This window comes from Nocardiopsis sp. iso_25 (genome assembly GCF_056173305.1).
Map to the genome: position 1 here is coordinate 4693155 of NZ_CM149667.1, position 24374 is coordinate 4717528.

General features: G+C 73.3%; 21 protein-coding genes. 4 read left to right on the plus strand and 17 right to left on the minus strand.

All coding sequences use genetic code 11. The features are described from left to right. Window positions 1–6: 6 nt before the first annotated feature. Both AC0VX6_RS20175 and AC0VX6_RS20180 read right to left on the minus strand, forming a co-directional pair. Window positions 7–1605 (minus strand): acyl-CoA carboxylase subunit beta, encoded by a 1599-nt coding sequence (locus AC0VX6_RS20175; protein WP_274974179.1) that lies wholly within the window; start codon window positions 1603–1605, stop codon window positions 7–9. Between the two features lie 61 nt (window positions 1606–1666). Continuing rightward, window positions 1667–3439, minus strand: coding sequence for an acyclic terpene utilization AtuA family protein (locus AC0VX6_RS20180; RefSeq protein WP_274974180.1), 1773 nt, complete (start codon window positions 3437–3439; stop codon window positions 1667–1669). 150 nt (window positions 3440–3589) lie between these two features. Between AC0VX6_RS20180 and AC0VX6_RS20185 the strand changes: the two genes are divergently transcribed. Together AC0VX6_RS20185 and AC0VX6_RS20190 are read left to right on the plus strand one after the other, a co-directional pair. Then, window positions 3590–4183, plus strand: coding sequence for a hypothetical protein (locus AC0VX6_RS20185; RefSeq protein WP_475465609.1), 594 nt, complete (start codon window positions 3590–3592; stop codon window positions 4181–4183). Between the two features lie 51 nt (window positions 4184–4234). Next, entirely contained in the window at window positions 4235–4792 is a 558-nt protein-coding gene (locus AC0VX6_RS20190) for a hypothetical protein (protein ID WP_475465611.1), read from the plus strand. Window positions 4793–4874: 82 nt separating this feature from the next. Here the strand turns inward: AC0VX6_RS20190 and AC0VX6_RS20195 are convergent, their stop codons facing one another. From AC0VX6_RS20195 to AC0VX6_RS20240, 10 genes are all read right to left on the minus strand, one after another. Then, window positions 4875–6170 carry a thymidine phosphorylase gene (locus AC0VX6_RS20195; RefSeq protein WP_475465612.1) on the minus strand — a complete coding sequence of 432 codons (1296 nt, stop codon included), beginning with the start codon at window positions 6168–6170 and terminating at the stop codon, window positions 4875–4877. A 93-nt stretch (window positions 6171–6263) separates the two neighbouring features. Then, window positions 6264–6692: a cytidine deaminase gene (locus AC0VX6_RS20200; RefSeq protein ID WP_475465613.1), complete on the minus strand. Its 429-nt coding sequence runs from the start codon at window positions 6690–6692 to the stop codon at window positions 6264–6266. Continuing rightward, entirely contained in the window at window positions 6671–7933 is a 1263-nt protein-coding gene (locus tag AC0VX6_RS20205) for an ABC transporter permease (RefSeq protein ID WP_274974185.1), read from the minus strand. The genes AC0VX6_RS20200 and AC0VX6_RS20205 overlap by 22 nt, the downstream gene beginning before the upstream one ends. Beyond that, window positions 7930–9516 (minus strand): ABC transporter permease, encoded by a 1587-nt coding sequence (locus AC0VX6_RS20210; RefSeq protein ID WP_274974186.1) that lies wholly within the window; start codon window positions 9514–9516, stop codon window positions 7930–7932. The genes AC0VX6_RS20205 and AC0VX6_RS20210 overlap by 4 nt, the downstream gene beginning before the upstream one ends. Beyond that, window positions 9513–11111, minus strand: coding sequence for an ABC transporter ATP-binding protein (locus tag AC0VX6_RS20215; protein WP_274974187.1), 1599 nt, complete (start codon window positions 11109–11111; stop codon window positions 9513–9515). Before AC0VX6_RS20215 ends, AC0VX6_RS20210 begins: the two co-directional genes overlap by 4 nt. 236 nt (window positions 11112–11347) lie before the next feature. After that, complete coding sequence (locus tag AC0VX6_RS20220; protein ID WP_274974188.1) at window positions 11348–12400, minus strand: BMP family lipoprotein; 1053 nt, start codon at window positions 12398–12400, stop codon at window positions 11348–11350. A gap of 352 nt (window positions 12401–12752) precedes the next feature. Next, on the minus strand, window positions 12753–13484 hold the full coding sequence (locus tag AC0VX6_RS20225; RefSeq protein WP_475465615.1) for an alpha/beta fold hydrolase: 732 nt from the start codon (window positions 13482–13484) through the stop codon (window positions 12753–12755). A 134-nt stretch (window positions 13485–13618) separates the two neighbouring features. Then, window positions 13619–13963: a biotin/lipoyl-containing protein gene (locus AC0VX6_RS20230; RefSeq protein ID WP_274974189.1), complete on the minus strand. Its 345-nt coding sequence runs from the start codon at window positions 13961–13963 to the stop codon at window positions 13619–13621. 7 nt (window positions 13964–13970) lie between these two features. After that, on the minus strand, window positions 13971–14990 hold the full coding sequence (locus AC0VX6_RS20235; RefSeq protein WP_475465617.1) for an alpha-ketoacid dehydrogenase subunit beta: 1020 nt from the start codon (window positions 14988–14990) through the stop codon (window positions 13971–13973). Next, the gene (locus AC0VX6_RS20240; RefSeq protein ID WP_274978200.1) at window positions 14987–15985 is read right to left on the minus strand and encodes a thiamine pyrophosphate-dependent dehydrogenase E1 component subunit alpha; all 999 of its coding nucleotides are present in this window, start codon (window positions 15983–15985) and stop codon (window positions 14987–14989) included. The genes AC0VX6_RS20235 and AC0VX6_RS20240 overlap by 4 nt, the downstream gene beginning before the upstream one ends. An 870-nt stretch (window positions 15986–16855) precedes the next feature. Between AC0VX6_RS20240 and AC0VX6_RS20245 the strand changes: the two genes are divergently transcribed. Further along, entirely contained in the window at window positions 16856–17347 is a 492-nt protein-coding gene (locus tag AC0VX6_RS20245) for an Lrp/AsnC family transcriptional regulator (protein ID WP_047869398.1), read from the plus strand. Window positions 17348–17356: 9 nt separating this feature from the next. Here the strand turns inward: AC0VX6_RS20245 and AC0VX6_RS20250 are convergent, their stop codons facing one another. The 5 genes from AC0VX6_RS20250 to deoC form a co-directional block, all read right to left on the minus strand. Further along, complete coding sequence (locus AC0VX6_RS20250; protein ID WP_475465618.1) at window positions 17357–19027, minus strand: phospho-sugar mutase; 1671 nt, start codon at window positions 19025–19027, stop codon at window positions 17357–17359. 10 nt (window positions 19028–19037) lie between these two features. Then, the gene (locus AC0VX6_RS20255; protein ID WP_475465620.1) at window positions 19038–19835 is read right to left on the minus strand and encodes a purine-nucleoside phosphorylase; all 798 of its coding nucleotides are present in this window, start codon (window positions 19833–19835) and stop codon (window positions 19038–19040) included. Window positions 19836–19998: 163 nt separating this feature from the next. Further along, window positions 19999–20961 carry an aldehyde dehydrogenase family protein gene (locus tag AC0VX6_RS20260; RefSeq protein ID WP_475465621.1) on the minus strand — a complete coding sequence of 321 codons (963 nt, stop codon included), beginning with the start codon at window positions 20959–20961 and terminating at the stop codon, window positions 19999–20001. Continuing rightward, the gene (locus AC0VX6_RS20265) at window positions 20954–22384 is read right to left on the minus strand and encodes an aldehyde dehydrogenase family protein (RefSeq protein WP_274974194.1); all 1431 of its coding nucleotides are present in this window, start codon (window positions 22382–22384) and stop codon (window positions 20954–20956) included. The genes AC0VX6_RS20260 and AC0VX6_RS20265 overlap by 8 nt, the downstream gene beginning before the upstream one ends. A 5-nt stretch (window positions 22385–22389) precedes the next feature. Next, the gene (gene deoC / locus AC0VX6_RS20270) at window positions 22390–23337 is read right to left on the minus strand and encodes a deoxyribose-phosphate aldolase (protein WP_274974195.1); all 948 of its coding nucleotides are present in this window, start codon (window positions 23335–23337) and stop codon (window positions 22390–22392) included. A gap of 410 nt (window positions 23338–23747) precedes the next feature. On the opposite strand from deoC, the gene AC0VX6_RS20275 reads away from it, so the two are divergent. Beyond that, a complete protein-coding gene (locus tag AC0VX6_RS20275; protein WP_475465623.1) occupies window positions 23748–24332 on the plus strand; it encodes a GNAT family N-acetyltransferase in 585 nt (194 codons plus the stop codon). The last annotated feature ends 42 nt before the right edge of the window (window positions 24333–24374 follow it).

The following is a 24374-nucleotide window of genomic DNA, read 5'->3' on the forward strand; positions in this document are numbered from 1 at the left end:
GTCTCCTCACATTCGGAAAACGCCGAAGCGGTCGGTGCCCCGGACCGGGGCGTTGTGGGCGTAGGACAGGCACAGGCCCAGGACGGTGCGGGTGTCGCGGGGGTCGATGACGCCGTCGTCGTAGACCCGCCCGGACAGGAACAGGGGCAGCGACTCGGCCTCGATCTGTCGCTCCACCATCTCCCGCAGGGCGGCGTCCTGGTCCTCGTCGTAGGGCTGCCCCTTCCCGGCCGCGGACTGGCGGGCGACGATGGACAGCACCTCGGCGAGCTGGCGGGGGCCCATGACGGCGGAGCGGGCGCTGGGCCAGGCGAACAGGAAGCGCGGGTCGTAGGCCCGCCCGCACATCCCGTAGTGGCCCGCGCCGTAGGAGGCGCCCACGAGCACCGAGAAGTGGGGGACGGCGCTGTTGGAGACGGCGTTGATCATCATCGAGCCGTGCTTGATGATGCCGCCCTGCTCGTACTCGCGGCCGACCATGTAGCCGGTGGTGTTGTGCAGGAACACCAGCGGCGTGTGCGAGCGGTTGGCGAGCTGGATGAACTGGGCGGCCTTCTGGGCCTCGGCGCTGAAGAGCACGCCGTGGTCGTTGGCGAGCACGCCCACGGGGTAGCCGTGCAGGTCGGCCCAGCCGGTGACCAGGCCGCCGCCGTAGGAGGGCTTGAACTCGTCGAACACCGAGCCGTCCACGAGGCGGGCGATGATCTCGCGCGGGTCCACGGGCACGCGCAGGTCGGGCGGCATGATCCCGAGCAGGTCCTCGGCCGGGTACAGGGGTTCGGGCGCCGACGGGCGCGGGGCGGGCCCCGCCTTCCGGTGGCCCAGGCGGGCCACGATGCGCCGTCCGAGACGGATCGCGTCGCGCTCGTCCTCGGCCAGGTGGTCGGCCAGGCCGGAGACCTCGGCGTGCATGCGGGCCCCGCCCAGCGACTCGTCGTCGCTCTCCTCGCCCGTGGCCGCCCGCACCAGCGGCGGCCCGCCCAGGAACACCTTGGAGCGCTCGCGCACCATGACCACGTGGTCGCTCATGCCGGGGACGTAGGCGCCTCCGGCGGTGGAGTTGCCGAAGACCAGCGCGACGGTGGGGACTCCGGCGGCGGACAGGCGGGTCAGGTCGCGGAAGGCCCGGCCGCCCGGGATGAAGATCTCCTTCTGGGTGGGCAGGTCGGCCCCGCCGGACTCCACCAGGCTGATCAGCGGCATCCGGTTGCGTTCGGCGATCTCGGCGGCCCGGGCGGTCTTCCTCAGGGTCCACGGGTTGCTGGAGCCGCCGCGCACGGTGGGGTCGTTGGCCACCAGCACGCACTCCACGCCGGAGACCGCGCCCACGCCGGTGACGAGGCTGGCGCCGACGTGGAAGTCGCTGCCCCAGGCGGCGAGCGGCGACAGTTCCAGGAAGGGGCTGCCCTCGTCCAGCAGGAGTTCGATCCTCTCGCGGGCCAGCAGGCCGCCCCGGGCGCGGTGGCGCTCCACGTAGCGCTGCCCGCCCCCGGCCAGGGCCCTGGCGTGCTCGGCGTCGATCTCGGCGAGCTTGGCCAGCATCGCCTCGCGGGCCTCGGCGAAGGCGGGCGAGGCGGTGTCGAGCCCGGTCCTGAGCACGCTCACGGTCGGCCCACCTCCGTCGGCACGGCCTCGGGGGCGGGGCCGTTCCCGGTTTCGGGCACGCTCACGACCGCTCCACCTCCGCCAACACGACCTCGGGAACGGGGACGCGGCGGGCGCGCAACCACTCGCCCAGCCCCTTGGCCTGGGGGTCCACGCCCTCGCGGCGCGCGGTGCCGGGGGCGAGCAGGCCCTCGATCCAGAAGTTGGCGGCGCTCAGGTTGGGCAGCAGGTGCCGGGTGACGCGCAGTCCGGCGGTCTCGGGCAGGAGTTCGCGCAGCAGGTCGGCGGTCAGGGTGGTGGCCAGCCACCGCCACGCCGTCTCGCCGCGCACCCACACGCCCAGGTTGGCGTCGGCGCCCTTGTCGCCGCTGCGCGCGCCCAGTACCAGGCCGAGCGGGACCGGGCGCGCGGGGCCCCGGGGCAGGGGTTCGGGCAGCGGGGGCTCGGCGACCTCGGCCAGGGCCCGGGTGCGGGTCGCGGGCGCGACGGGCACCCGCGCGCCGTCGGGCAGGATCGCGGTGTGGGCGACCTCGGAGGCGGGCACGAGCACGTGTGTGGCGGCGACCCCGTCGGGGCGGGCGTCGCTCGGCGGCGCGGTGAGGTGGAACCCGGCGTAGCTGCCCAGGGCCAGTTCCACGGCGGCCGCGCCGAAGGAGCGGCCCACGACCGCGGGGTCGTGGTCGCGGGCCACCACGCGCAGGCGGGCGGTGGCCGCGTCCTGGGTGTCGCCGTGGGGGTCCTGGGCGGGCACGAGGGTGAAGCGCAGGTCGTCGGGCGCGCGGTCGGCGAGGGCGGCGCGCATCTGGCGTTCGGCCCGGGCGGCCTTGGCCTCGGCGTCCAGGCCGGTGACCAGGAACTCGAGCTCGTTGCGAAAGCCCGTGAGGCTGGTCAGGCCGACCTTCAGGTCGGGGGGCGGCTCCTCGCCGCGGGTTCCGCTGAGCAGGACGCGGTCGGGCCCCTGCCCGGTGAGGCGCACGGTGTCCAGGCGGGCGGTGACGTCGGGGCCGGGGTAGCGGGCGCCGGCGACCTCGTAGACGAGTTGGGCGGTGACGGTTCCGGTGGTGACGGCGCCGCCGCTGCCGGGGTGCTTGGTGATGACGGCGCTGCCGTCGGCGTGGATCTCGGCGAGGGGGAAGCCGGGCCGGTCCAGGTCGCGGCCCTCGCGCAGGAGTTCGGCGGCCAGGGCGTAGTTGCCGCCGGTGGCCTGGGTGCCGCACTCGATGACGTGCCCGGCGACGGTGGCCCCGGCCAGGGCGTCCAGGTCCCCGGGGGTCCAGCCGAAGTGGGCGGCAGCCGGGCCAACGGCCAGGGAGGCGTCGGTGACGCGGCCGGTGACGACGATGTCGGCACCCGCCTCCAGGCAGGCTGCGATGCCGAAGGCGCCCAGGTAGGCGTTGGCGGTCAGGGGGGAGCCCAGGTCGAGTTCCTCGGCGCGGTCGATGAGGTCGTCGCCGGTGACGCAGGCGATGCGGGGTTCGAGGCCGAGCCCGTCGGCGAGTTCGGTGAGCCGGTCGGCGAGGCCGCGCGGGTTGAGGCCGCCCGCGTTGGTGACCACCCTGGTGCCGCGTTCCATGACCAGCGCCAGGGTCTCGCGCATCTGGCCCAGGAAGGTCCGGGCGTAGCCGCGGCCGGGGTCGCCGAGCTGGTCGCGGCCGAGGATGGCCATGGTGAGCTCGGCCAGGTAGTCGCCGGTGAGGACGTCCACGCGCCCCTCGGTGAGCATCTCGTGGACGGCGGCGAAGCGGTCCCCGTAGAAACCGGAGGCGTTCGCGACCAGCAGCGGGGGCGCCGGGGTGGCAGCAGCGGTCATGGACACGAGGGTGACACCGGCCACACGGAAAAACAAGCAGGTGTGCTTGTTTTTCCGGACGGGCGGTCGGGCCCGAGCGGACACGGTGGGCGGGCGCGGTATGGCCGGAACCGGCCACGGGGGCGTGCGTTACTCCCCCTCGGAGCGGGGGGAGGCGCGCGGTAGTTTGGCGCCGTGAACACCTCGCGAGAAGACACCAACCCCGCCGACGACGCCGCGTCCCCCGAGACGACGGCGGAGGCAGCGGAGACGACGGAGGCGGCGCCGACAGCGCGGACGTCGGCGGAGGAGGCCCCGGAGGCCGGAACCGCCGGGAGCACCGGGGCCGCCGGTACCGCCGGGCCGCCCGAGGAGGCCGGGGCGCGGGGGACGCGTCAGGAGAGCGACGCCAGCGGCGCCTTCATCGCGGGCGCGCCGACCCGATCCCCCAGCGGCCTGTTCGCCGCCGAGACCTTCAGCGTCATCGCCCTGATGCTGTTCGTCCTCACCGCGTTGAACACCCGGCTCTTCGAGCTCTTCGGCTTCTTCTTCGTGGGCCGGGTCCCCACCGACACCAGCGCCGGGGAGGCGAGCGCGCTCGCGGCCGAGGTGATGGTCGCGGGCGGGCTGAGCGCGCTGACCGTGCTCGCCGGGGCCCTGTCGCTGCTGCGGGGAGGGGCGGCCACGCGGGCGTGGAGCCGCTGGGGCGCCGCCGCGGCCGTGATCGTGGGCACGCTGCTGGTCGTGGTCTCGGTGCTGACCTTCGCCACGCTGCCGTCCGGGTCCTGAACAGGGGTTTTGTAGAAACTCCCTTGGTACTTCGGCGGGTAGGTTGACCGCGTGAGTACATCAGCGGAAGGCAACGACCCGACCGATCCCACCCGGGGGCCCGCACGGGACCCCGGCCGCGAGCCGGAGCCCGGGGCAGACCCGGCCGCCGGGACCGGGGTTCCCGCGCATGAGCCCGCCATGGTGGAGGAGCCCCTGCTGGAGCCGGACTCCGGGGTGGCCGCCCCGGGGCGCACCGACCGGCCCAGCGGCCCTCTGGGCGCGGAGACCTTCGCCCTGACCGCGCTGTTCCTGCTCGCCGTGACGGTGCTTTCGAGCCAGCTGGTCCAGCTCTTCACCACGGTGGTGCTCATCGGCGACCAGCCGGTGCCCGTGGACCAGGTGTCGCAGTTCTCCGTGCAACTGCTCATCGGCGGCGGCCTGGCCGCGCTGACGGCGATTCTGGCGGGGCTCGCACTGGCCCTGGCGAGTTTCAGGACCCGGCCCTGGGCGCGGTGGCTGGCCACCGCCGTGCTGATCGTGAGCCTGCTGCTGGTGCTGCTGGCGGTCGTGGCCTACGTCATGATGCCCGCGGGCAGCGCGCCCCAGCCCATGCCGATGCCGAACTGACCCGCGCGGGGCCGGGGAGCCCCGCCCGGCTGTGGGGCGGTGACCGGAGGTCCGGTCGCCGCCCCACAGCCGTGGTCCAGGGTCAGGCGATCCGGTCGATCAGCAGCGGCCGGGCCTCGTACCCCGCCCCGCCCTCCGGTTCGACGTCGAAGGCCCCCTCCAGCGCCTCGGCCGCGCGCTCGAACCGCTCCGCCTCGTCGGCGTGCAGCGTGAACAGCGGCTCCCCCGCCACGACGCTCTCCCCCGGCTTGGCGTGCAGGGTCACCCCCGCCCCGAAGGACACCGAGTCCTCCTTGCGCGCCCGGCCCGCGCCCAGCCGCCACGCGGCCAGCCCCACCTGGTAGGCGTCCAGCCGGGTCACCGTCCCCGATGTCGGAGCGAGCACCACCCGGCGCTCGGCGGCCACCGGCAGCGGCGCGTCCGGGTCCCCGCCCTGCGCCCGGACCAACCTCTTCCACGACTCCAGCGCGCTGCCGTCCCGCAGCGCCTCGGCCGGGTCCTTGACCCCGCCCTCACCGGGGACGAGCCCGGCCGCGGCCAGCATCTCCCTGGCCAGCGCCACGGTCAGCTCCACCACGTCCGCCGGCCCGCCGCCGGACAGCACCTCCACGGACTCGGCCACCTCCAGGGCGTTGCCCACCTGCCTGCCCAGCGGAACCGCCATGTCGGTGAGCAGGGCGACCGTGCGCACCCCGTGGTCGTTGCCGATGCCGACCATCGTGCGGGCCAGCTCGCGCGCGGAGTCGGCGTCCTTCATGAACGCCCCCGACCCCACCTTGACGTCCAATACCAGCGCGCCGGTTCCCTCGGCGAGCTTCTTGCTCATGATGGACGCGGCGATCAGCGGGATCGACTCGACCGTGCCGGTCACGTCGCGCAGCGCGTAGAGCTTGCGGTCGGCCGGAGCCAGCCCGGACCCGGCCGCGCAGATCACCCCGCCCGTGGAGTCCAGCACCTCCCGCATCTCGCCGGTGGACAGCGAGGCCCGCCACCCGGGGATCGACTCCAGCTTGTCCAGGGTCCCGCCGGTGTGCCCGAGCCCGCGCCCCGACAGCTGCGGCACGGCCGCCCCGCAGGCCGCGACGGTGGGCGTGAGCGGCAGGGTGATCTTGTCGCCCACCCCGCCCGTGGAGTGCTTGTCGGTGGTGGGCCGCGCCAGGTCGGAGAAGTCCAGGCGCTCGCCCGAGGCCAGCATCGCCTCGGTCCAGCGGCTCACCTCGGCCCGGTTCATCCCGCGCAGGAAGATCGCCATGGCCAGCGCCGACATCTGCTCCTCGGCCACCTCGCCGCGGGTGTAGGCGTCGACCACCCAGTCGATCTGGCCGGGGGTCAGCTCTCCCCCGTCGCGCTTGGCCCGGATGATCTCGATGACGTCCATGTCGTCTCCTCTCGACTGGCGGAAGAAAAAGGGCCTCCCCGGACGCCGCCGAGCGGCGGCGTCCGGGGAGGCGGAACTAGCGCGAAAGCACGGTCACGCGAGGCTGTGCGGACCGAATGCCTGCGGCAGCACCCGGTCCATGGTCCAGACTCCCTCGGGGGTGTCCACGAGCAGCTGAGGCCCGCCGTGTTCGAACAGGAGCTGACGGCAGCGCCCGCACGGCATGAGCAGCTCGCCCCGCCCGTCCACGCAGCTGAAGGCCGTCAGACGGCCCCCGCCGGAGGCGTGCAGGGCGCTGACCAGGCCGCACTCGGCGCACAGGGCCAGCCCGTAGGAGGCGTTCTCCACGTTGCAGCCGCTGACGACGCGGCCGTCGTCGACCAGCGCCGCCGCGCCCACCGGGTAGCGGGAGTAGGGCGCGTAGGCGCGGCCCATGGCCTCGCGGGCGGCGGCCCGCAGGGCCTCCCAGTCCACGCTCGACGGGTCCAGTGGTGCGTCGGTCATGACCGGCTCGCCCTCCACTGCTTGCCGACACCGGCCGGTGGCCGGAGCCGTTGCGAGGCCAGCGAGAGCACCAGCAGGGTGGCGATGTGCGGGCTGTAGGTGGCCAGCTCGCGCGGCAGCGAGTCGGTGGAGAAGTACCACGCGAACAGCAGCACCGCCGTGAGCGCGCCGAAGGCGGCCAGGCCCTTGCGGTCCCGGCGCACCTGCCACACGGCCACGCCCACCAGCGCCACGGCCAGGAGCAGAAGCAGGGCGTGCACCGCCGCGCCGCCGCCGCGCACCTGGAGGGCGTCGGTGTAGCCGAACAGGCCCGCGCCCATGGCCAGGCCGCCCGGACGCCAGTTGCCGAAGATCATCGCGGCCAGGCCGATGTAGCCGCGCCCGCCGGTCTGGCCCTCCTGGTAGATCTGCGAGGCGACCACGGACAGGAACACGCCGCCCATGCCCGCCAGGCCGCCGGAGACGATCACCGCGACGTACTTGAGGCTGTACACCGGCACGCCCAGGGACTCGGCGGCGTCGGGGTTCTCGCCCACCGAGCGCAGCCGCAGGCCGAACGTGGTCCGCCACAGCACCAGGTAGGTCAGCGGGATCATCAGGATCGCGACGACCGTCAGCGCGGGCATGTTCGTGGTCGCGCCGAGCACCAGCGAGGCCAGGTCGCTGACCAGGAAGACCCCGCTGTCGGCGACCGGCCTGAGCACCTGCGCCACGAGGGGCAGGTCCCACACCGGGAACGAGGGCGTCGGGGGCGACTGGGCCGCGCCCGCGCCCTGCACGTCGGAGTAGACCAGGATCGACAGGTAGCGCATCGCGCCGAGCATGAGGATGTTGATCGCCACGCCGGAGACGATGTGGTCCACCGCGAAGGTCACCGTGGCCACGGCGTGCAGGAGCCCGCCCGCCATACCGGCGAGCACGCCCGCCAGCAGCCCGATCCACGGGTTGCCCGTGGACCAGGCGAAGTAGGCGCCGAACCAGGTGCCCAGGATCATCATGCCTTCGAGGCCGATGTTGATGATGCCCGCGCGTTCGGCCCACAGACCGCCCAGCGCGGCCAGCCCGATGGGCACCGCGAAGGTGATGGTGGTGCTGATGGTGCCCGCGTCGGTGAGCATGTCGTGCCCGGTGATGACCCGCAGGCCCGCCAGGGACACCAGCACCGCGCCGAACAGGGTGAAGAAGCGCCAGCGCGCCCACCCCCGGGGCCGGGCGGCGGGCTTGGCCACCGGCTCCATCACGTTGATCTCCTGGCTCACTTGGCCTCCCCTCCGCGCCTGTCCTCGGATCCGGGTGCGGTGCCCTCGGCGGTGGACCCGTCCGCGGGGGCCGGGGACGCCTCGTCCGCCGACACCTTCACCGTCTCCGGTGCGGGCGACTCGGCGGTGGTGCCGAGCTGCCTGCCGATCTGCTGCTGCTGGTAGCGGCGGCCCCAGCGGTGCACCACCTCGTAGACCACGACCACGGTGAGAACGATGGTGGCCTGGGAGATGACCGCGATCTCCTGCGGGATGCCGTCGAAGGGCAGGATGCCCGACGCCTGGTTCAGGAAGGCCCAGAACAGGGCGGCGAAGACGATGCCCACGGGGTGGTTGCGGCCCAGCAGGGCGATGGCGATGCCGATGAAGCCGATGCCGGTCGGGAAGTCCAGGGCGTAGTAGTGCGAGCTGCCCAGCAGCTGGGGCAGGCCCACCAGACCGGCGACCATGCCCGAGAAGAGCATGGACAGGAACACCATCTTCTTGACGTTGACGCCGCTGGCCTCGGCCGCCGTCTGCGACTGGCCGGTGGCCCGCAGCTCGAAGCCGAAACGGGTGCGGTTGAGCATCACCCAGTAGCCGATGCCGACGGCCACGGCCAGGAACACGAACCCGAAGATCCGCTCGTCCGAGCCGAGGAAGCCCGCCGGGATGCCGGGCACCCAGGAGGACTCGGGCATCGGCGGGGTGCCGATGTTGTTGGTGCTGATCTCCACCGCGAGGCGGTCGGTGCTGAGCAGGTAGGCGGTGACGCCGGTGGCGATGGAGTTGAGCATGATCGTGGAGATCACCTCGGACACGCCGCGGGTCACCTTGAGGTACCCGGCGATGCCCGCCCACACGCCGCCCACGGCCACGGCCGTGATGACGATGACGATCTGGCTGAGCACCGGCGGCAGCACGAGGTAGCCGCCCACGGCGGCCGACAGCAGCGCGGCGAGCCGGTACTGGCCGTCCACGCCGATGTTGAACAGCTTCATCTTGAAGCCGATCGCCACCGCGACCGCGGCCAGGTAGTACGTGGTGCCGTCGTTGATGACGCGCACTAGGCTGTCGGGCCGGGTGCCGTACTCCAGCATCCGCTCGAACGTGGCCAGCGGCGGGATGCCGCTGAAGAACAGCACGGCCGCGGTGACCGCGGTCGCGATGACCCCGGCGGCCAGGACCGCGGCGAAGGACAGCGCCAGCATGGCCGACAACCGGTGGAACAGCAGGAAGGCCGCGGCGGAGCCGACCAGCGCGCCCAGCGCTGCGGCCACCGGCTCGATCAGGGACAGGTCCAGGAACCACGCGGCCAGCAGACCGGCGGCCACCGACAGCACGAGGGCGGTGGGCACCACCAGCGTGTTGTGCAGGGCGGTGCCCTCCTCGCGGGCGCCGTCCGCGCCCGCACGGCGCTCGCGCGGCACCATGGGCCCGGACCAGGCCACGAAGGCGAAGGCCACGACCACGCCGATGATCAGCGCCGCCCACCACAGCAGCGCCGTGTCCAGGGCGACGGTCAGTGCCACGCCCAGGGCGATCGCGACACCCGCGGCCGCGGGTGCGGGCAGGGTCATCGCGGGACGGGGGATCCTACTCATGCGCCGCCCTCGCTTCCGTGTCGGTCGGCACCGCTGTCGCCTTCCGTGCTCTGGTCGGCCCGGTGCAGTCCGGCGCCGGTCATGGCCGAGCCCAGCTGTTCGGGTGTGACGGTGGTCGGGTCGGCCTGCGCGACCAGTCGGCCGCGCAGGATGACGTGGAGGGTGTCGGACATGCCGATCAGCTCGTCCAGGTCGGCGGAGACCAGCAGCACGGCCAGGCCCGCGGCCCGGGCGTCGCGCAGCTGTTCCCAGATGGCCGCCTGGGCGCCCACGTCCACGCCCCGGGTGGGGTGGGCGGCGACCAGGAAGCGCGGGGAGCCGCTCATCTCCCGGCCGATGATGAACTTCTGCTGGTTGCCGCCGGACAGGGCGTCGGCGATGACGTCGATGCCCGGGGTGCGCACGTCGTACTCGGCGACGATGCGCTCGGAGTCGGCGCGCGCGCCGGTCCTGTTGATCCAGGGGCCGCGGACGCTGGGCTCCTTGGTCTGGTGGCCCAGGATGCGGTTCTCCCACAGGGGGGACTCCAGCAGCACGCCGTGCCGGTGGCGGTCCTCGGGGATGTAGCCCACGCCCGCCTCGCGGATCCTGAGGGTGGACCAGCCGGTGATGTCCTGCTCCTCCAGGCGGATGCGCCCGGCGGCCAGCGGGCGCATGCCCATGATGGCCTCGATCAGCTCGGACTGGCCGTTGCCCTCGACACCGGCGATGCCGACGATCTCGCCCCGGCGGATGTCGGCGCTCACCCCGTCCACGACGGCGCGGCCGTCGGCGGAGTGCACGGTGACCCCGTCCAGGGACAGCACGACGTGGTCGGTGACGGTGGACTCGCGCAGTTCGGGCACGGGCAGCTCGCCGCCGACCATGAGCGTGGCCAGGTCCCGGGCGGTGGTGGTGCCCGGGTCCGCGGTGGCCACGGTGGTGCCGCGGCGGATCACGGTGATCTCGTCGGCGACGGAGAGCACCTCGTCCAGCTTGTGGGAGATGAAGATGACGGTCAGGCCCTCGCGCTTGAGCTCGCGCAGGTTGTCGAAGAGCTCGTCGACCTCCTGCGGGACCAGGACGGCGGTGGGCTCGTCGAGGATGATGGTCCGCGCGCCGCGGTAGAGGACCTTGAGGATCTCCACGCGCTGGCGGTCGCCCACGCCCAGTTCCTCCATGAGGCGGTCGGGGTCGACCCCCAGGCCGTACTGGGCGGACAGCTCGCGGATGCGCGCGCGGGCGCGGTTGCCGATGCCGTGGCGGCGCTCGGCGCCCAGGACCACGTTCTCCAGCACGGTGAGGTTGTCGGCGAGCATGAAGTGCTGGTGCACCATGCCGATGCCGTTGCGGATGGCGTCGGAGGGCGAGCCGAAGCGCACCTCGCGGCCCTGGACGTAGATGTGTCCCTCGTCCGGCCGGTGCATGCCGTACAGGGTCTTCATCAGCGTGGACTTGCCCGCACCGTTCTCGCCGACGATGGCGTGCACGGTACCGGGAGCCACGGTGATGTCGATGTCGTGGTTGGCCACGACGCCGGGAAAACGCTTGGTGATCCCGCGCAGCTCAACGGCGGGGGGCGCCAGTGCCCCCTCGCCCGATGGCGTGCTGCTCATCAGTCTCCTCGTGGAATGTGCGGTGTGGCGCCGCGGAACCGGCCGGGTCGCGGCCGCTGCCGGACGCCCCGCCGCCGAACGGCAACCGGGGCGGCACCGACCGGGGATCTACCCCGGTCGCTGCCGCCCGTGGATGCTGGCCGCCGCGGGCGACCCCGCGACGACGTGTGTTCCTGGACCGGGCTCTGGCGCCCGAACACGGACCGAAGCGAAGCGGAGGTCCAGGGGAACACGGTCTACGGCTCGGTCGGGACCTCGATCTCGCCGTCGATGATCTGCTGCTTGATCTCGTCCAGCTGCTCCTGGATCGGGCTGATCGCCTCCTCGTTGGAGGTGGTGTAGTCCACGCCGCCGTCGGCGAGTTCGAAGCGCTGGACGCCGCCCTCGACCTCTCCCTCGGTGGCGGCGGAGATCAGCTCGAACACGGCCACGTCCACCTGCTTGATGGCGGAGGTGAGCACGTGCGGCTTCTGGTCCTCTGCGGCGTTCTCGTACTGGTCGCTGTCGACGCCGATGAAGGTGAAGTCGTTGGCCACGGCCGACTCCAGGATGCCGTTGCCCGACGCGCCGGCGGCGTGGTAGATCACGTCCGCGCCGCGGTCGTACTGGGCCTGCGCGGTCTCACGGCCCTTGGCGGGGTCGCTGAAGCCGCTGAAGTCCGGCGGCTGGCTCAGGTAGTCGACCTCGACGGTGATGTCCTCGTTGACGTGCGCCACGCCCGCGGCGTAACCGGCCTCGAACTTGCGGATCAGCGGGGTCTCGACGCCGCCGACGAAGCCGACGTGGTCCTCCTCGGTGGTCAGCGCCGCGGCGGCGCCGGCCAGGAAGGAGGCCTGCTCCTCGGCGAAGACCAGGCTGGTGACGTTGTCGACGTCGGCGATCTCGGAGTCCACGATGGCGAAGTGGACGTCCGGGTACTCCGGCGCGACCGCGCGCACGGCGCCGTCGTAGGCGAACCCGACGGCGATGACGACGTCGTAGCCCTCCTCGGCCATGGTGGCCAGGCGGTCCTCCTTGGCGGACTCGGCCTCGCCGTCGCTGGGCTCGAAGTCGTTGGTCTCCACGCCGAGTTCCTCGGCGGCCCGCTCCAGTCCCCGGTAGGCCGAGTCGTTGAAGGAGCGGTCGCCGCGACCGCCGACGTCGTAGGCCAGGCCGACCTGGAGCTCGGAGGCGGACTCCTCGCCGCCGCCCTCGCCGCCGCCCTCTTCGGCCGCGCTGTCACACGCGGTGAGGGCGAGCACACCGGCTGCCGCGACCGCGGCGAACCTGACTGTGTTGCTGCGCTTCACTTCTCACTCCTCTTACGCCCTCTCGGCGGCCAGCATTCGCTCGCGACCGACCTGAGTTCTGCAGCCGGACGATATCCGGTGGCCGAAAGTACATCTAACCAACGGGCGGAGTTGTTATGAAGGCGAGAGCGTAGCGACACGGGTCCTTACCCGAAAGTCGACAAGCGCGCACCCGAAGCGGTCCGGTGTGTTTCGGGATTGTGTTGCGCGGGGGCTGTTCCCCGCCCCGACACGGCATTACCACGCATGGCTGCGCCTCCTTCACCGGTTGTCACACCGGCACGTCGGAGGGGGCCGGTCTAGACCGGACTAACCGCGTCGGACGGCGGGGGCGGCGGGGCCGCGCACGGCGTCAGTCGGCCAGGAAGTCCAGCACGGCCTGCCGGAAGCGGCGGGAGGAGACGGCGTTGACGTGGTCGCGCCCGGGGACCTCCACGTGCGTGCCGCCGCAGCGCTCGGCCAGGGCCGCGGCGCCCTCGGCGAGCGGATCCCCGGCGCCCGAGACCAGCAGCACCGGAAGTCCGCTGAGCGGGGGCTCGGCGTCGAAGGGGCGCGAGGCCTGGCCGCGCGCGCAGGCGGCCAGCGCGGCGGGGTCGTTGGAGGGCAGGGCGGCCACCGTGCGGTAGACGCGGTCGAAGGGCGTGTCCCCGGAACCGGGGTCGGACAGGTCCGTTCCGGCGAAGGCGTTTTTCGGTCCGAAACCACCGAGAACGACCCGCCTGACGCGTTCGGGGGCGGTCAGCACGAGTTCCCAGGCCAGGCGCGAACCCATGGAGTAACCGACCACGTCGACCTTGTCCACCGCCAACTCGTCGAGCACGGAGAGGAGGTCTGCGACGAAGTGTCCGGGCAGGTAGAAAGCGCTGTCGGTCGGTTTGTCGCTGTTTCCGTGACCGCGCAGATCCGGCCCGATCACCCGTAGCCCGGCCGACTCCAGGGCCTGCGTCCACCCGGCGGCCCGCCAATTCATGCCGAAGTCGGTGCCGAAACCGTGCAGGAGAAGTACGGGGACCCCGTCCTCCCGGCCCTGCGGACGCAAATCCGCATAACGCATTGTCACGCCGCCGGTGAGATTCGCGGACATGAAACCACCCACCATGTTTTCGAAAAGAAAAGGGAAAAACGCGGGTCCCGGTCGGATTTTCCTCCGAATGGGGTGCGCCGGGGGGGCGCCCCCGTTCGTGTCTTCCTCCGAACGGGACCCGCGGTCGGCCGCCGTCAGTCCGTCGGGGGCTTGAGCCGCACCCGGCGGGCGGGCCGGGCCTGTTCCTCGGGGACGCGGCCCACGATGCCCGCCCGGGGCGCGTCGCCGGAGGCCTGGACCGCGAAGGTCACCAGGGGCGCGCCGACCGGGACCACCTGGTCCTCCTCTGCGTGCAGCTCGACGATCCGGCCCGCCTGGGGCGAGGGGATGACCACCGCGGACTTGGTGGTCTCCACCTCCACCAGGGGGGCGTTGCGCTCGATCTCCTCGCCCACGGCGACCTGCCACTCCAGGACGGTCGCCTCGACCAGCCCCTCGCCCAGGTCGGGGAGGGAGAAGGTGATGTTGTCTTCTGCCATGGTCGCTCTAGTACTCCAGGGTCCGTTGCACCGCGAGCAGGACGCGGTCGATGGTCGGCAGGTACTGCGGCTCCAGGGGACCCGCGGGGTAGGGCACGTCGAACCCGGTGACGCGCTGGACGGGGGCGGACAGGTCGCGGAAGCAGTGCTCGGTGACCAGGGCGGCCACCTCCGCGCCGAGCCCGGCGGTCAGCGGCGCCTCGTGCACGACCACGGCCCGCTTGGTGCGCGCGACCGAGGCGGCCATCCCGGCGGCGTCCAGGGGCTTGAGCCAGCGCAGGTCCAGCACCTCCAGTTCCACGCCGTCCTCGGCGGCCAGCTCGGCCACCTGGACGCAGCGGTGCACCATGGCCCCCCAGGCGATGAGGGTGGCGTGCCTGCCCGGGCGCACGACGCGGCTGGCGCCGATGGGCTCGCTGGGCTCGCGCAGTCGCACGGGCCTGCGGTCCCAGTAGCGGGCCTTGGGCTCCATGTAGACGACGGGGTCGTCGGAGCGCACCGCCTGGAGCAGGAGGCTGTAGGCGTCGGCGGGGTCCGAGGGCGCGGCGACCTTGAGGCCGGGGGTGTGCGCGAAGAGCGCCTCCAGGCTCTCGCCGTGGTGCTCGGGCGCCTGGATGCCGCCGAAGGAGGGCAGGCGCAGGGTGATCGGCATGGGGGTCGCACCGCGGGTGCGGTAGTTCATGCGCGCCACCTGGTTGACGATCTGGTCGATCGCGGGATAGGCGAAACCGTCGAACTGGAGCTCGGGGACGGGCCGCCAGCCGTTCATGGCCAGGCCGACCGCCATGCCCATGATGGCGGACTCGGCCAGCGGGGTGTCGAAGACACGCGTGTCCCCGAACTCCCTCTGGAGCCCGTCGGTGACGCGGAAGACCCCGCCCAGGGCGCCCACGTCCTCGCCGAAGACCAGCACGTCGGGGTCCTCTGCGAGCAGGCCGCGCAGGGCGCGGTTGATGGCCTGCTGCATGGACAGCTCGACCTCGGGGGCCTCGGCGGCGGTGTCGGCGCGTTCGATCAGCTCGGTCACAGCTCGACCTCTTCCTGCCAGGTGCGGCGCTGCCGGGTCAGCTCCTCGGTGGTCTCCCGGAAGACGTGGGTGAACAGCTCCGATCCGTCCGGTTCGGGCGCGGTGGCCACCCCGTCGCGGATGCGCTCGGCCTCCCGGCGGGCCTCGGCGTCGACGCGGGCGAGTCCGCCCTCGTCGGCGTGCCCGGCGGCGAGCAGAGCCGCGCGCAGCAGGGTGAGGGGGTCGCGCTCGCGCCAGCGCCGGGCCTCGGCGTCGTCGCGGTAGCGGCCGGGGTCGTCGGAGGTGGAGTGGGGCTCCACGCGGTAGGTGAGCGCCTCGATGAGGGTGGGGCCCTCGCCGCGGCGGGCCCGGGCGACGGCCTCGGCGGTGGCCTCGTGGACCGCGCCCGCGTCGTTGCCGTCCACCAGCACGCCGGGCATGCCGTAGCCCTCGGCGCGCGCGCTGACCGAGCCGCCCGCGACCTGGCGGTGGTTGGGCACCGACAGCGCCCACTGGTTGTTCTGGCAGAAGAAGACGACGGGGGCGCCGAAGACCCCGGCGAAGTTCATGGCCTCGTGGACGTCGCCCTCGGAGCTGGCGCCGTCGCCGAAGTAGGCCAGGGCCACGCCGTCGTCGCCGCGCAGCCGCTCGCCCACGGCCCAGCCGACCGCGTGCGGGACGGGGCCGCCGACCACGGCGTTGACTGCGCCGAACCGCGAGGCCGCGACGTCGTAGAGGCCGCCGTGCCACAGGGCGCGGTGGGTGGCCATGTAGCCGACCATCTCCACCCCGTAGGCCAGGGCGGAGGCCATCTCCCGGTAGGTGGGGAAGACGAAGTCGCGCGCGGGGTCCAGGGCCGAGGCGCTGGCGACCTGGGCGGCCTCCTGGCCGCGCACGGACACGTAGGCGGGGAAGACGCCCTGGCGCTGGAGGGCGATGGCCTCGGTGTCCAGGTCGCGGGCGGTCCTCATGTGGCGGTAGAGGGCACGGGTGAGGTCGGGCGGCAGGTGGCCCACGGTGATGGCGCCCCGGTCCGCCGGCTCGCGGGGTGAGGGGTCCGGACGCACGGCGCCTGCGTCGGGAGCGGCGGCCCCGCGCGGGTCCTGGGGCGAGGGCGGGCGGCTGGCGGGCATGTCGAGCGGCTCCCAACGTGGCCCTGTCCCGCGCGGTGGCGCGGTCCGGGCTCCGGGCGGTGTCTGTCCTGTACGCAGATTCTCCGCAAGACTCGACACTTTCGCTAGATATCCGTCGCTAGTTGATACATACGGGAACGAAATTCGCCATATCGCCCCCTATCGTCCAGCGCGAACCCCGTTCCACCCGGGAAAACGACACACGGGCCTATACACCTCACGAACGCCGTCGGATCCCGGGAGGGCGCGAGCCGCGACCGAGAGCGCACGCGGGGTCGCGGTGAGGGGGTCCACGGTCACGGAACAGCCGCGATCGGCCGCGGCGGGCGCACTTCCCGGCGCCGAGCGCATACGTTCGAGGCACCGGTCATCCGGTCAACGAAACCCCCCGATTTCCCGACACTTGGACCCCACGGAACGCCGCGACAAGAAGTTCTGTCGTGTTCCGGGCCGCGCGGTGTAGGCGCCGCCGGTCCGGGAAACCACCCCATCCACCGACCGCGTCGACCACGAGTACAGTCGGACTCCCGACGCGCCTCCCCCCGCCCGTCGGACCCCGCGCCAGGGTCCCCGCTCCCGTCCTCCTCCGGCGCCGCCCCCGCGGCGGCCGGAGGGGGTGCCCGAACGCCGCGCATCTCGCCGACTGAGATTCCGATAGACGGAAACAACGTTTACCTGGTAACTCGTTAGCCCCGGTCAACGACGACAGTGAGGGGCTTCGTCCTGAAACAAGAGCACACGAGGAGCACGCACATGGCCATGGGCGACCAGCGGAGGAACGGCCGGCGGCCGGACACGACCGACCAGACGATCCTGAGCGCGCTCGCCAAGGACGCGCGGACCGGGATCACCGAGATCGCCGCACTGGCCAACGTGTCCCGCGCGACGGCCTACAACCGCATCAAGCGGCTCACCGACGAGGGCGTCATCCGCGGCTACTCCGTGGTGACCGACCACTCCAAGATGGGGCTCGGCGTCACCGCGCTCGTCCTCATCTCGGGCAGCCAGCCGGACTGGCGCGCCAACCGGGAGATCCTGTCCTCCTACCCGGAGATCGAGTACTGCTGGTACGTCGTGGGCTCGGCGGACATCGTCCTCCTCGTCCGCGTGGCCAACACCAACCAGTTGCGCGACCTGATCCTCACCCGGTTGCAGTCGCTTCCCGGTGTGACGTCCACCCAGACGCTCACCGTGATCGACGAGGTCGTGCACCGGCCGGTCGTGGAACCCGCCGACGGCGACTGAACGGCGCCCTCAACCCCCGACAGCCACGGTGACCGAGGCCATCAGCTCGGCGAGCAGGTCCGAGCCCAGTGCGCGGGTGGCCGCCACGTCACCGTCCACATCCAGCACCACCTCGACGTAGGCCTTCAGCTTGGGTTCGGTCCCCGAGGGCCTGAGCGTCACACGTCCCCTGCCCTCCAACCGGAAGCGCAGGGCGTCCGTCGGCGGCAGACCCGCGTGTCCGGCGGCGAAGTCGTCCACCCCCACCACCCGCAGGGGACCGAACGCGGCGGGCGGTTCGGCGCGCAACCGCCGCATCGCCGCGGAGATGACCGACAGGTCCTCCACCCGCACCGACAGCTGGTCGCCCAGGTGCAGGCCGTACCGGCGCGCCTGGTCGTCGAGCAGGTCGAGCAGGGTCGCCCCCCGCCGCTTGGCGCGTGCGGCGAGCGCCGCCGCCACCAGGGCCGCGCTGATCCCGTCCTTGTCCGCGACGGGGCGGCCGCCGTCGGCGCCCACGCAGTAGCCCAGCGCCTCCTCGAACGCGAAGACCCGCCGCTGCCCGGGACCGCCCGCGCGCGCCAGCCACTTGAAGCCGGTGAGGGTCTCCTCGTAGTGCACGCCCCGGTCGCGGGCGATCTTGCCGAGCAGGCTGGAGGAGACGATCGAGGCGGCCACCACCCGGTCGGACCCGCTGGTGTGGTCGAGCACGTACTCGGCCAGGAGCCCGCCCACCTCGTTGCCGGTGAGCAGACCGTGTCCGGGGACCGCGAGCGCGAGCCGGTCGGCGTCGGGGTCGTTGGCGATGACCAGGTCGGAGCGGTCGGCGGCGCCGGTGGCCAGCGCCATGTCCATGGCGCCGGGCTCCTCCGGGTTGGGGAAGTCCACGGTCGGGAAGTCGGGGTCGGGCTCGAACTGGGCGGCGACCACGGACGGACGGGGGAACCCGGCCCGCTCCATCGCCGCCAGCAGCACCCGGCCGCCCACCCCGTGCATGGCGGTGTAGGTGGTGGCCAGGTCGCGGTCCCCGCCCGGGACCAGCGCGGTGACCGCGTCCAGGTAGCGCTCCACCGCCTCCTCCCCCAGCACCGTCCACCCCTCGCCCAGGGGCAGTTCGTCGACCGGGCCCACCGCGTCGATGGCGGCGGAGATCTCGGCGTCGGCCGGGGAGACGATCTGGGTTCCCGCGTCGGCGGCGCCGCCCGCCTTGGCCGCCCCCGCGTAGACCTTGTAGCCGTTGTCCCGGGGCGGGTTGTGGCTGGCGGTGACCATGATCCCGGCGTCGGCGCCCAGGTCGCGGACGGCGAAGGCCAGGACGGGGGTGGGCAGCGGTCCGGGCATGAGGGACACGCGGTGCCCGGCGCCGGTGAGGACGGCGGCGCTGTCGCGGGCGAAGTCCGACGAGCGGTGCCGGGCGTCGTGGCCGATGACCACGTGCCCGGGGCTCTGGCCGAGCCAGGCGGCGATCCCCGCGGCGGCCCGCATGACCACCACCCGGTTCATCCGGTTGGGGCCCGCGCCGAGGGCGCCGCGCAGCCCGGCGGTGCCGAACTCCAGGCGGGCCCCGAAGCGGGAGTCCAGGTCGGCCAGCGCGTCGGCCTCGCCCCGGCCGGCGCGCTCCACCAGTCCCGCCAGCTCCGCGCGCGTGTAGGGGTCGGGGTCCTGGGCGATCCACTGCCTGGCCCGGGCGAGGTCGGTCATGGGGTTCCCCTCAGAGCTTGGCGGTGATGTCGGCGAGCAGGCGGCCGACCGTTCCGGCGGCGTCGCGGCCGGTGGCCAGCACGTCCTCGTGGTCGAGGTTGGCCCCCGTGAGCCCGGCCGCGACGTTGGTGACCAGGGACAGGCCCAGCACGCGGGCGCCCGCGGCGCGGGCGGCGATCGCCTCCAGCACGGTGGACATGCCGACCAGGTCGGCGCCCATGGCGCTGAGCATGCGGATCTCGGCGGGCGTCTCGAAGTGCGGGCCGGGCATGGCCGCGTACACGCCCTCGGGCAGGGAGGGGTCCACCGAGCGGGCAAGCTCGCGCAGGGCGGGGGTGTAGGTCTCGGTGAGGTCGACGAAGGTCGCACCGGTCAGCGGGGACCGCGCGGTCATGTTGAGGTGGTCGGCGATGAGCACCGGGGTCCCCACCGCGTAGGCGGGGTTGATGCCGCCCGCGGCGTTGGTCAGCACGACCGTGCTGGCCCCGGCCGCCACGGCGGTGCGCACGCCGTGCACGACGGCGTCGGTTCCGTGGCCCTCGTACAGGTGGGTGCGGCCCAGGAAGGCGAGCAGGGAGCGGTCGCCCGCCCTGATGCTGCGCACGGTGCCGCTGTGGCCCTCCACCGCCGGGGGCACGAAGCCGGGCAGGTCGGTGGTGGGCAGCTCCTGGCCGGAGTCGCCGAGCAGGTCGACCGCGGAGGCCCACCCCGATCCCATGACCAGGGCGACGTCGTAGGCGTCCACGCCGGTGCGCGAGCGCAGTTCGGCTGCGGCCTCCTCGGCGGCTGCCTGGGGTGTGCGAGTCACAGCGGGTCTCTCCGTTCGTTGGCGCCCGGCAAGGGTGCGCGGACGCGGTGCCGTACGCGTGATCCTGCTACCCGCGGCGCGTCCGGGCGGCCCGGACGCGCCGCGGGTACGGGATCGTCGCCGGCGGAACCCCTGTGTCGCACCGGCGGCGGCCTCGGTACCCCTAGATCCCCACGGGGTGCCAGACCGTCTTGGTCTCCAGGAAGGGCTTCAGGCGCGCGGTGCCGGGATCGGGGTCGAGCCAGGCGTCCTCGCCGCCGTCGGAGCCGGGTCCGGGGCGCAGCACCCGGGTGAGGGTGTCGGCGGCGGCCCTCTCGAACTCGGCGGCCAGGTCCCCGGCGCCGGTCAGGTCCAGGGCGTTGACGTCGGCGTGCGAGGCCAGGTGGGGCCCCAGTTCCGGCACGCGTCCGGTGAGCAGGTTGACCACGCCGCCCGGCAGGTCGGAGGTGGCCAGCACCTCGGCCAGGTCGATCGCGGCCAGCGGCGCGTCCCCGGAGGCAACCACGACGGCGGTGTTGCCGGTGGCGATCACGGGGGCGACCACGGAGGTCAGGCCGAGCAGCGGCGCGTTCTGGGGGGCGAACACCGCGACCACGCCGGTGGGCTCGGGCGCGGAGTGGTTGTAGTAGGGCCCCGAGACGGGGTTGGCGCCGCCCAGGACCTGGGCGACCTTGTCGGTCCAGCCCGCGTAGTACACCCACCGGTCCACGGCGGCGTCGACCACGCGTTCGGCGTCGGCGCGGGAGAGCCCCTGCGCGGCCGCGGCCCGGGCGGCGAACTGGTCGCGGCGTCCCTCCAGCATCTCCGCGACCCGGTACAGGATCTGGCCGCGGTTGTAGGCGGTGCGGCCCGACCAGCCGCCGAAGGCCTTGCGCGCGGCGGCCACGGCGTCGCGGGCGTCCTTGCGGGAGGCGAGCGGGGCGTTGGCCAGGTGCTGGCCGCTGGCGGAGGTCACGGGGTAGCTCCTGCCCGATTCGGAGCGGGGGAAGGCCCCGCCCAGGTAGAGCTTGTAGGTCTTGCGGACCGCCAGCCGGGCGGGCGCGGCGGCGTCGGCCGCGCCCCGTGCGGCCTCGGCGGCCCCGGCCGCGCTCTTGGCGGTCTTCCGGTTCTCGCGCCGCTCAGCCAAGGTAGGCCTCCAATCCGTGCCGCCCGCCCTCGCGGCCGTATCCCGACTCCTTGTAGCCGCCGAAGGGGCTGGTCGGGTCGAACTTGTTGAACGTGTTGGACCAGATCACCCCGGCGCGCAGGCGCTCGGCGGTCCAGAGCATGCGCGAGCCCTTCTCGGTCCACACCCCGGCGGAGAGGCCGTAGGGGGTGTTGTTGGCCTTGGCCACGGCCTCCTCGGGGGTGCGGAAGGTCAGCACCGAGAGCACGGGGCCGAAGATCTCCTCGCGGGCCACGCGGTGGGACTGGCTGACGCCGGTCAGGACGGTGGGCGCGAACCAGTAGCCGCTCGCGGGCAGCTCGCAGGCGGGCGACCAGCGCTCGACGCCCTCCTCCTCGCCGGTGCCGGTGAGTTCGCGGATGCGCTCCAGCTGCGCGGCGGAGTTGATCGCGCCGATGTCGGTGTTCTTGTCCAGCGGGTCGCCCAGGCGCAGCTTGGCGACGCGCTCCTTGAGCCGGGGCAGCAGTTCCCCGGCGATCGACTCCTGGACCAGCAGCCGTGAACCGGCGCAGCACACGTGGCCCTGGTTGAAGAAGATCCCCGAGACGACGCCCTCGACCGCCTGGTCCAGGGCCGCGTCGTCGTAGACGATGTTCGCGCCCTTGCCGCCCAGTTCCAGGGTGAGGCGCTTGCCGGTGCCCGCGACCGAGCGGGCGATCTGGCGGCCGACCGCGGTGGAGCCGGTGAAGGCCACCTTGTCGGCGCCCGGGTGCTCCACGAGGGCGCGGCCGGTCTCGCCCGCGCCGGTGAGGATGTTGACCACGCCCGGGGGCAGGTCGGCCTCCTGGCAGATCTCGGCGAAGGCCAGCGCGGTGAGCGGGGTGGTCTCGGCGGGCTTGAGCACCACGGTGTTGCCGGTGGCCAGCGCCGGGGCGACCTTCCACGCGAGCATGAGCAGCGGGAAGTTCCACGGGATGACCTGGGCGGCCACGCCCAGCGGGCGCGGGTCGGGGCCCAGCCCGGCGTGGGCGAGCTTGTCGGCCCACCCGGCGTGGTAGAAGAAGTGCGCGGCGACCAGGGGCAGGTCGACGTCGCGCGTCTCCTTGATGGGCTTGCCGTTGTCCATCGACTCCAGCACGGCCAGTTCGCGCGAGCGCTCCTGGATGATGCGGGCGATGCGGAACAGGTACTTGCCGCGCTCGGCGCCGGGCATCGGCCCCCAGACGGTGTCGAAGGCGCGGCGGGCGGCGGCGACGGCCCGGTCCACGTCGGCGGGTCCGGCGACGGCGACCCGGGCGAGCTCGGTCTCGTCGGCGGGGTTGAGGGTGGTGAGGTACTCGCCGCCCTCGGCCGGGGTGAAGGCGCCGTCGACGAACAGCTCGTAGTTCTCGCGCAGGGTGACGACGGAGCGGGACTCCGGTGCGGGCGCGTACTCGAAGATCACGGCTCTCAGTCCAGCGTGTAGTAGTCGGGGCCCGGGTAGGTGCCGGTGGACAGCCTGGTGCGCTGCATGAGCAGGTCGTTGAGGAGGCTGGAGGCGCCGATCCGGAACAGGTCGGGGGTCAGCCAGTCGGGACCGGCGACCTCGTTGACCAGGACCAGGTTGCGGATGGCGTCCTTGGTGGTGCGGATGCCGCCCGCGGGCTTGACGCCCACGCGCCTGCCGGTGGCGGCGTGGTGGTCGCGGACCGCCTCCAGCATGACGAGGGTGACCGGCAGGGTGGCGGCCGGGGACACCTTGCCGGTGGAGGTCTTGACGAAGTCGCCCCCGGCCCGGATGGCCAGGTGGGAGGCGCGGCGCACGTTGTCGTAGGTGGCCAGCTCGCCGGTCTCCAGGATGACCTTGAGGTGGGCGGCGCCGCAGGCCTCCTTGACCGCGGCGATCTCCTCGAAGACCTTGAGGTAGTCGCCGGACAGGAAGGCGCCGCGGTCGATGACCATGTCGATCTCGGCGGCGCCGTCGGCGACCGCGCGGCGGGTGTCGGCGAGCTTGACCTCCATGGGCGCCCGGCCGGAGGGGAAGGCGGTGGCCACCGAGGCCACGCCGACCCCGGTGCCGCGCAGCGCCTCGACGGCGGTGGCGACCATGTCGGGGTAGACGCACACGGCGCCCACGCGGGGCACGGTGGTGTCGGCGGGGTCGGGGTGGGCGGCCTTGGCGCACAGGGCCCGGACCTTGCCGGGGGTGTCGGCGCCCTCCAGGGTGGTCAGGTCCACCATGGAGATGGCCAGGTCGATGGCCCGGGCCTTGGCGGTGGTCTTGACCGACCGGGTGGACAGGTCCTGGGCGCGGGCTCGCGCGCCGACCTCGTCCACGCCCGGGAGGCCGTGCAGGAACGCGCGGAGTTCGCGGTTGGTCGCCGCCTCGGGCGCGAATGGGGTGTGGGGCACGGGCACCTACAGCTCGTCGGGTTGCTGGCCTGCCCGTCCGCTGTGGCCAGCGGAAACGGGGCTCGCGGCGCGGCGCGCGGGGAGGTCTTCCCGCGAGGCCGGGCCGTCAGGCAGTCACCCTAACGCCGGGTGGGGCCGCCGTCAGCACCCGTCCGGATCGAGCCGCCCAAGGTTGGAGGAGCCTCCAAGGCATGCCCTGGGTTTTCGTCGTCCTTTCCTCCAATACGGCATGGAGAACCCCCAGAAAAGGGCATCCGTACTGTTCTGTCACCTTTGGGAAGAACACGCGCGGTCTAGACCGGACCACTCCCTTTTCGCACCTGGGCGAGATGCGAGACTGGCCCGAATCCTCCCCCCGACCCGCACCGCCGGACCCGGGAGCCGGAGGAGCGGACCCCGAGGCGACGGGAGCGGTGATGTCGGCCGGAGAGCGGAACGGGCCACGCGCGGGCGGGGCGGAGCCGGTGCGCCTGGTGCGGCTGGACCGGGCCACACCGGAGACGGACCTGTTGCGGCGGGCCGTGCTGCGCCACCGCCTGCCGCCCGGCCAGCGCGGACACGTGCTGCTGCCGGTGACCACCCTGCCCGCCGCCGACGCCGACCCGGCGCGCACGCCCTTCGCCGTCGTCGGTCCGGGAGCCGTCACCGACGCCGCCGGGGCGCGGGCGGCCTGCGCGGGCTTCGGCGTGCTGGACCGGGCCGTGCACGCGCGCGACCTGGTACCCGACCCGGCGCGGGCGGTGCTGCTGCGCGCCTTCTACGTCACCACCGCCTGGCAGAACCGGGGCGTGGGGCGGGCCGTGTGCTCCCCGCCGCTGCTGGACCGGTTGGCCGCGCAGGTGGCGCCGCGGGCGGCCGAACTGGTGCTGTGCGTGGACGAGGCCAACCACGCGGCGGCCCGCGTCTACGCGCGCGCCGGGTTCGTCTTCACCGGCCGCCGCTTCGTGGACACGGCGGGGGGACCGCAGCTGGTGATGGTCCGCCCGGTGCAGCGGGACTGAGCGGAGCCGGGGGTCCGGCGCGTTCCGGTCCGGGGAAAGGGC

Bases quoted from the DNA above. Each gene is read 5' to 3' on its own strand.
- AC0VX6_RS20210 (WP_274974186.1), bottom strand. From the start codon at position 9,516: ATGAGTAGGATCCCCCGTCCCGCGATGACCCTGCCCGCACCCGCGGCC.
- AC0VX6_RS20250 (WP_475465618.1), bottom strand. From the start codon at position 19,027: ATGACCGACCTCGCCCGGGCCAGGCAGTGGATCGCCCAGGACCCCGAC.
- AC0VX6_RS20245 (WP_047869398.1), top strand. From the start codon at position 16,856: ATGGCCATGGGCGACCAGCGGAGGAACGGCCGGCGGCCGGACACGACC.
- AC0VX6_RS20215 (WP_274974187.1), bottom strand. From the start codon at position 11,111: ATGAGCAGCACGCCATCGGGCGAGGGGGCACTGGCGCCCCCCGCCGTT.
- AC0VX6_RS20195 (WP_475465612.1), bottom strand. From the start codon at position 6,170: ATGGACGTCATCGAGATCATCCGGGCCAAGCGCGACGGGGGAGAGCTG.
- AC0VX6_RS20275 (WP_475465623.1), top strand. From the start codon at position 23,748: ATGTCGGCCGGAGAGCGGAACGGGCCACGCGCGGGCGGGGCGGAGCCG.
- AC0VX6_RS20225 (WP_475465615.1), bottom strand. From the start codon at position 13,484: ATGTCCGCGAATCTCACCGGCGGCGTGACAATGCGTTATGCGGATTTG.
- AC0VX6_RS20230 (WP_274974189.1), bottom strand. From the start codon at position 13,963: ATGGCAGAAGACAACATCACCTTCTCCCTCCCCGACCTGGGCGAGGGG.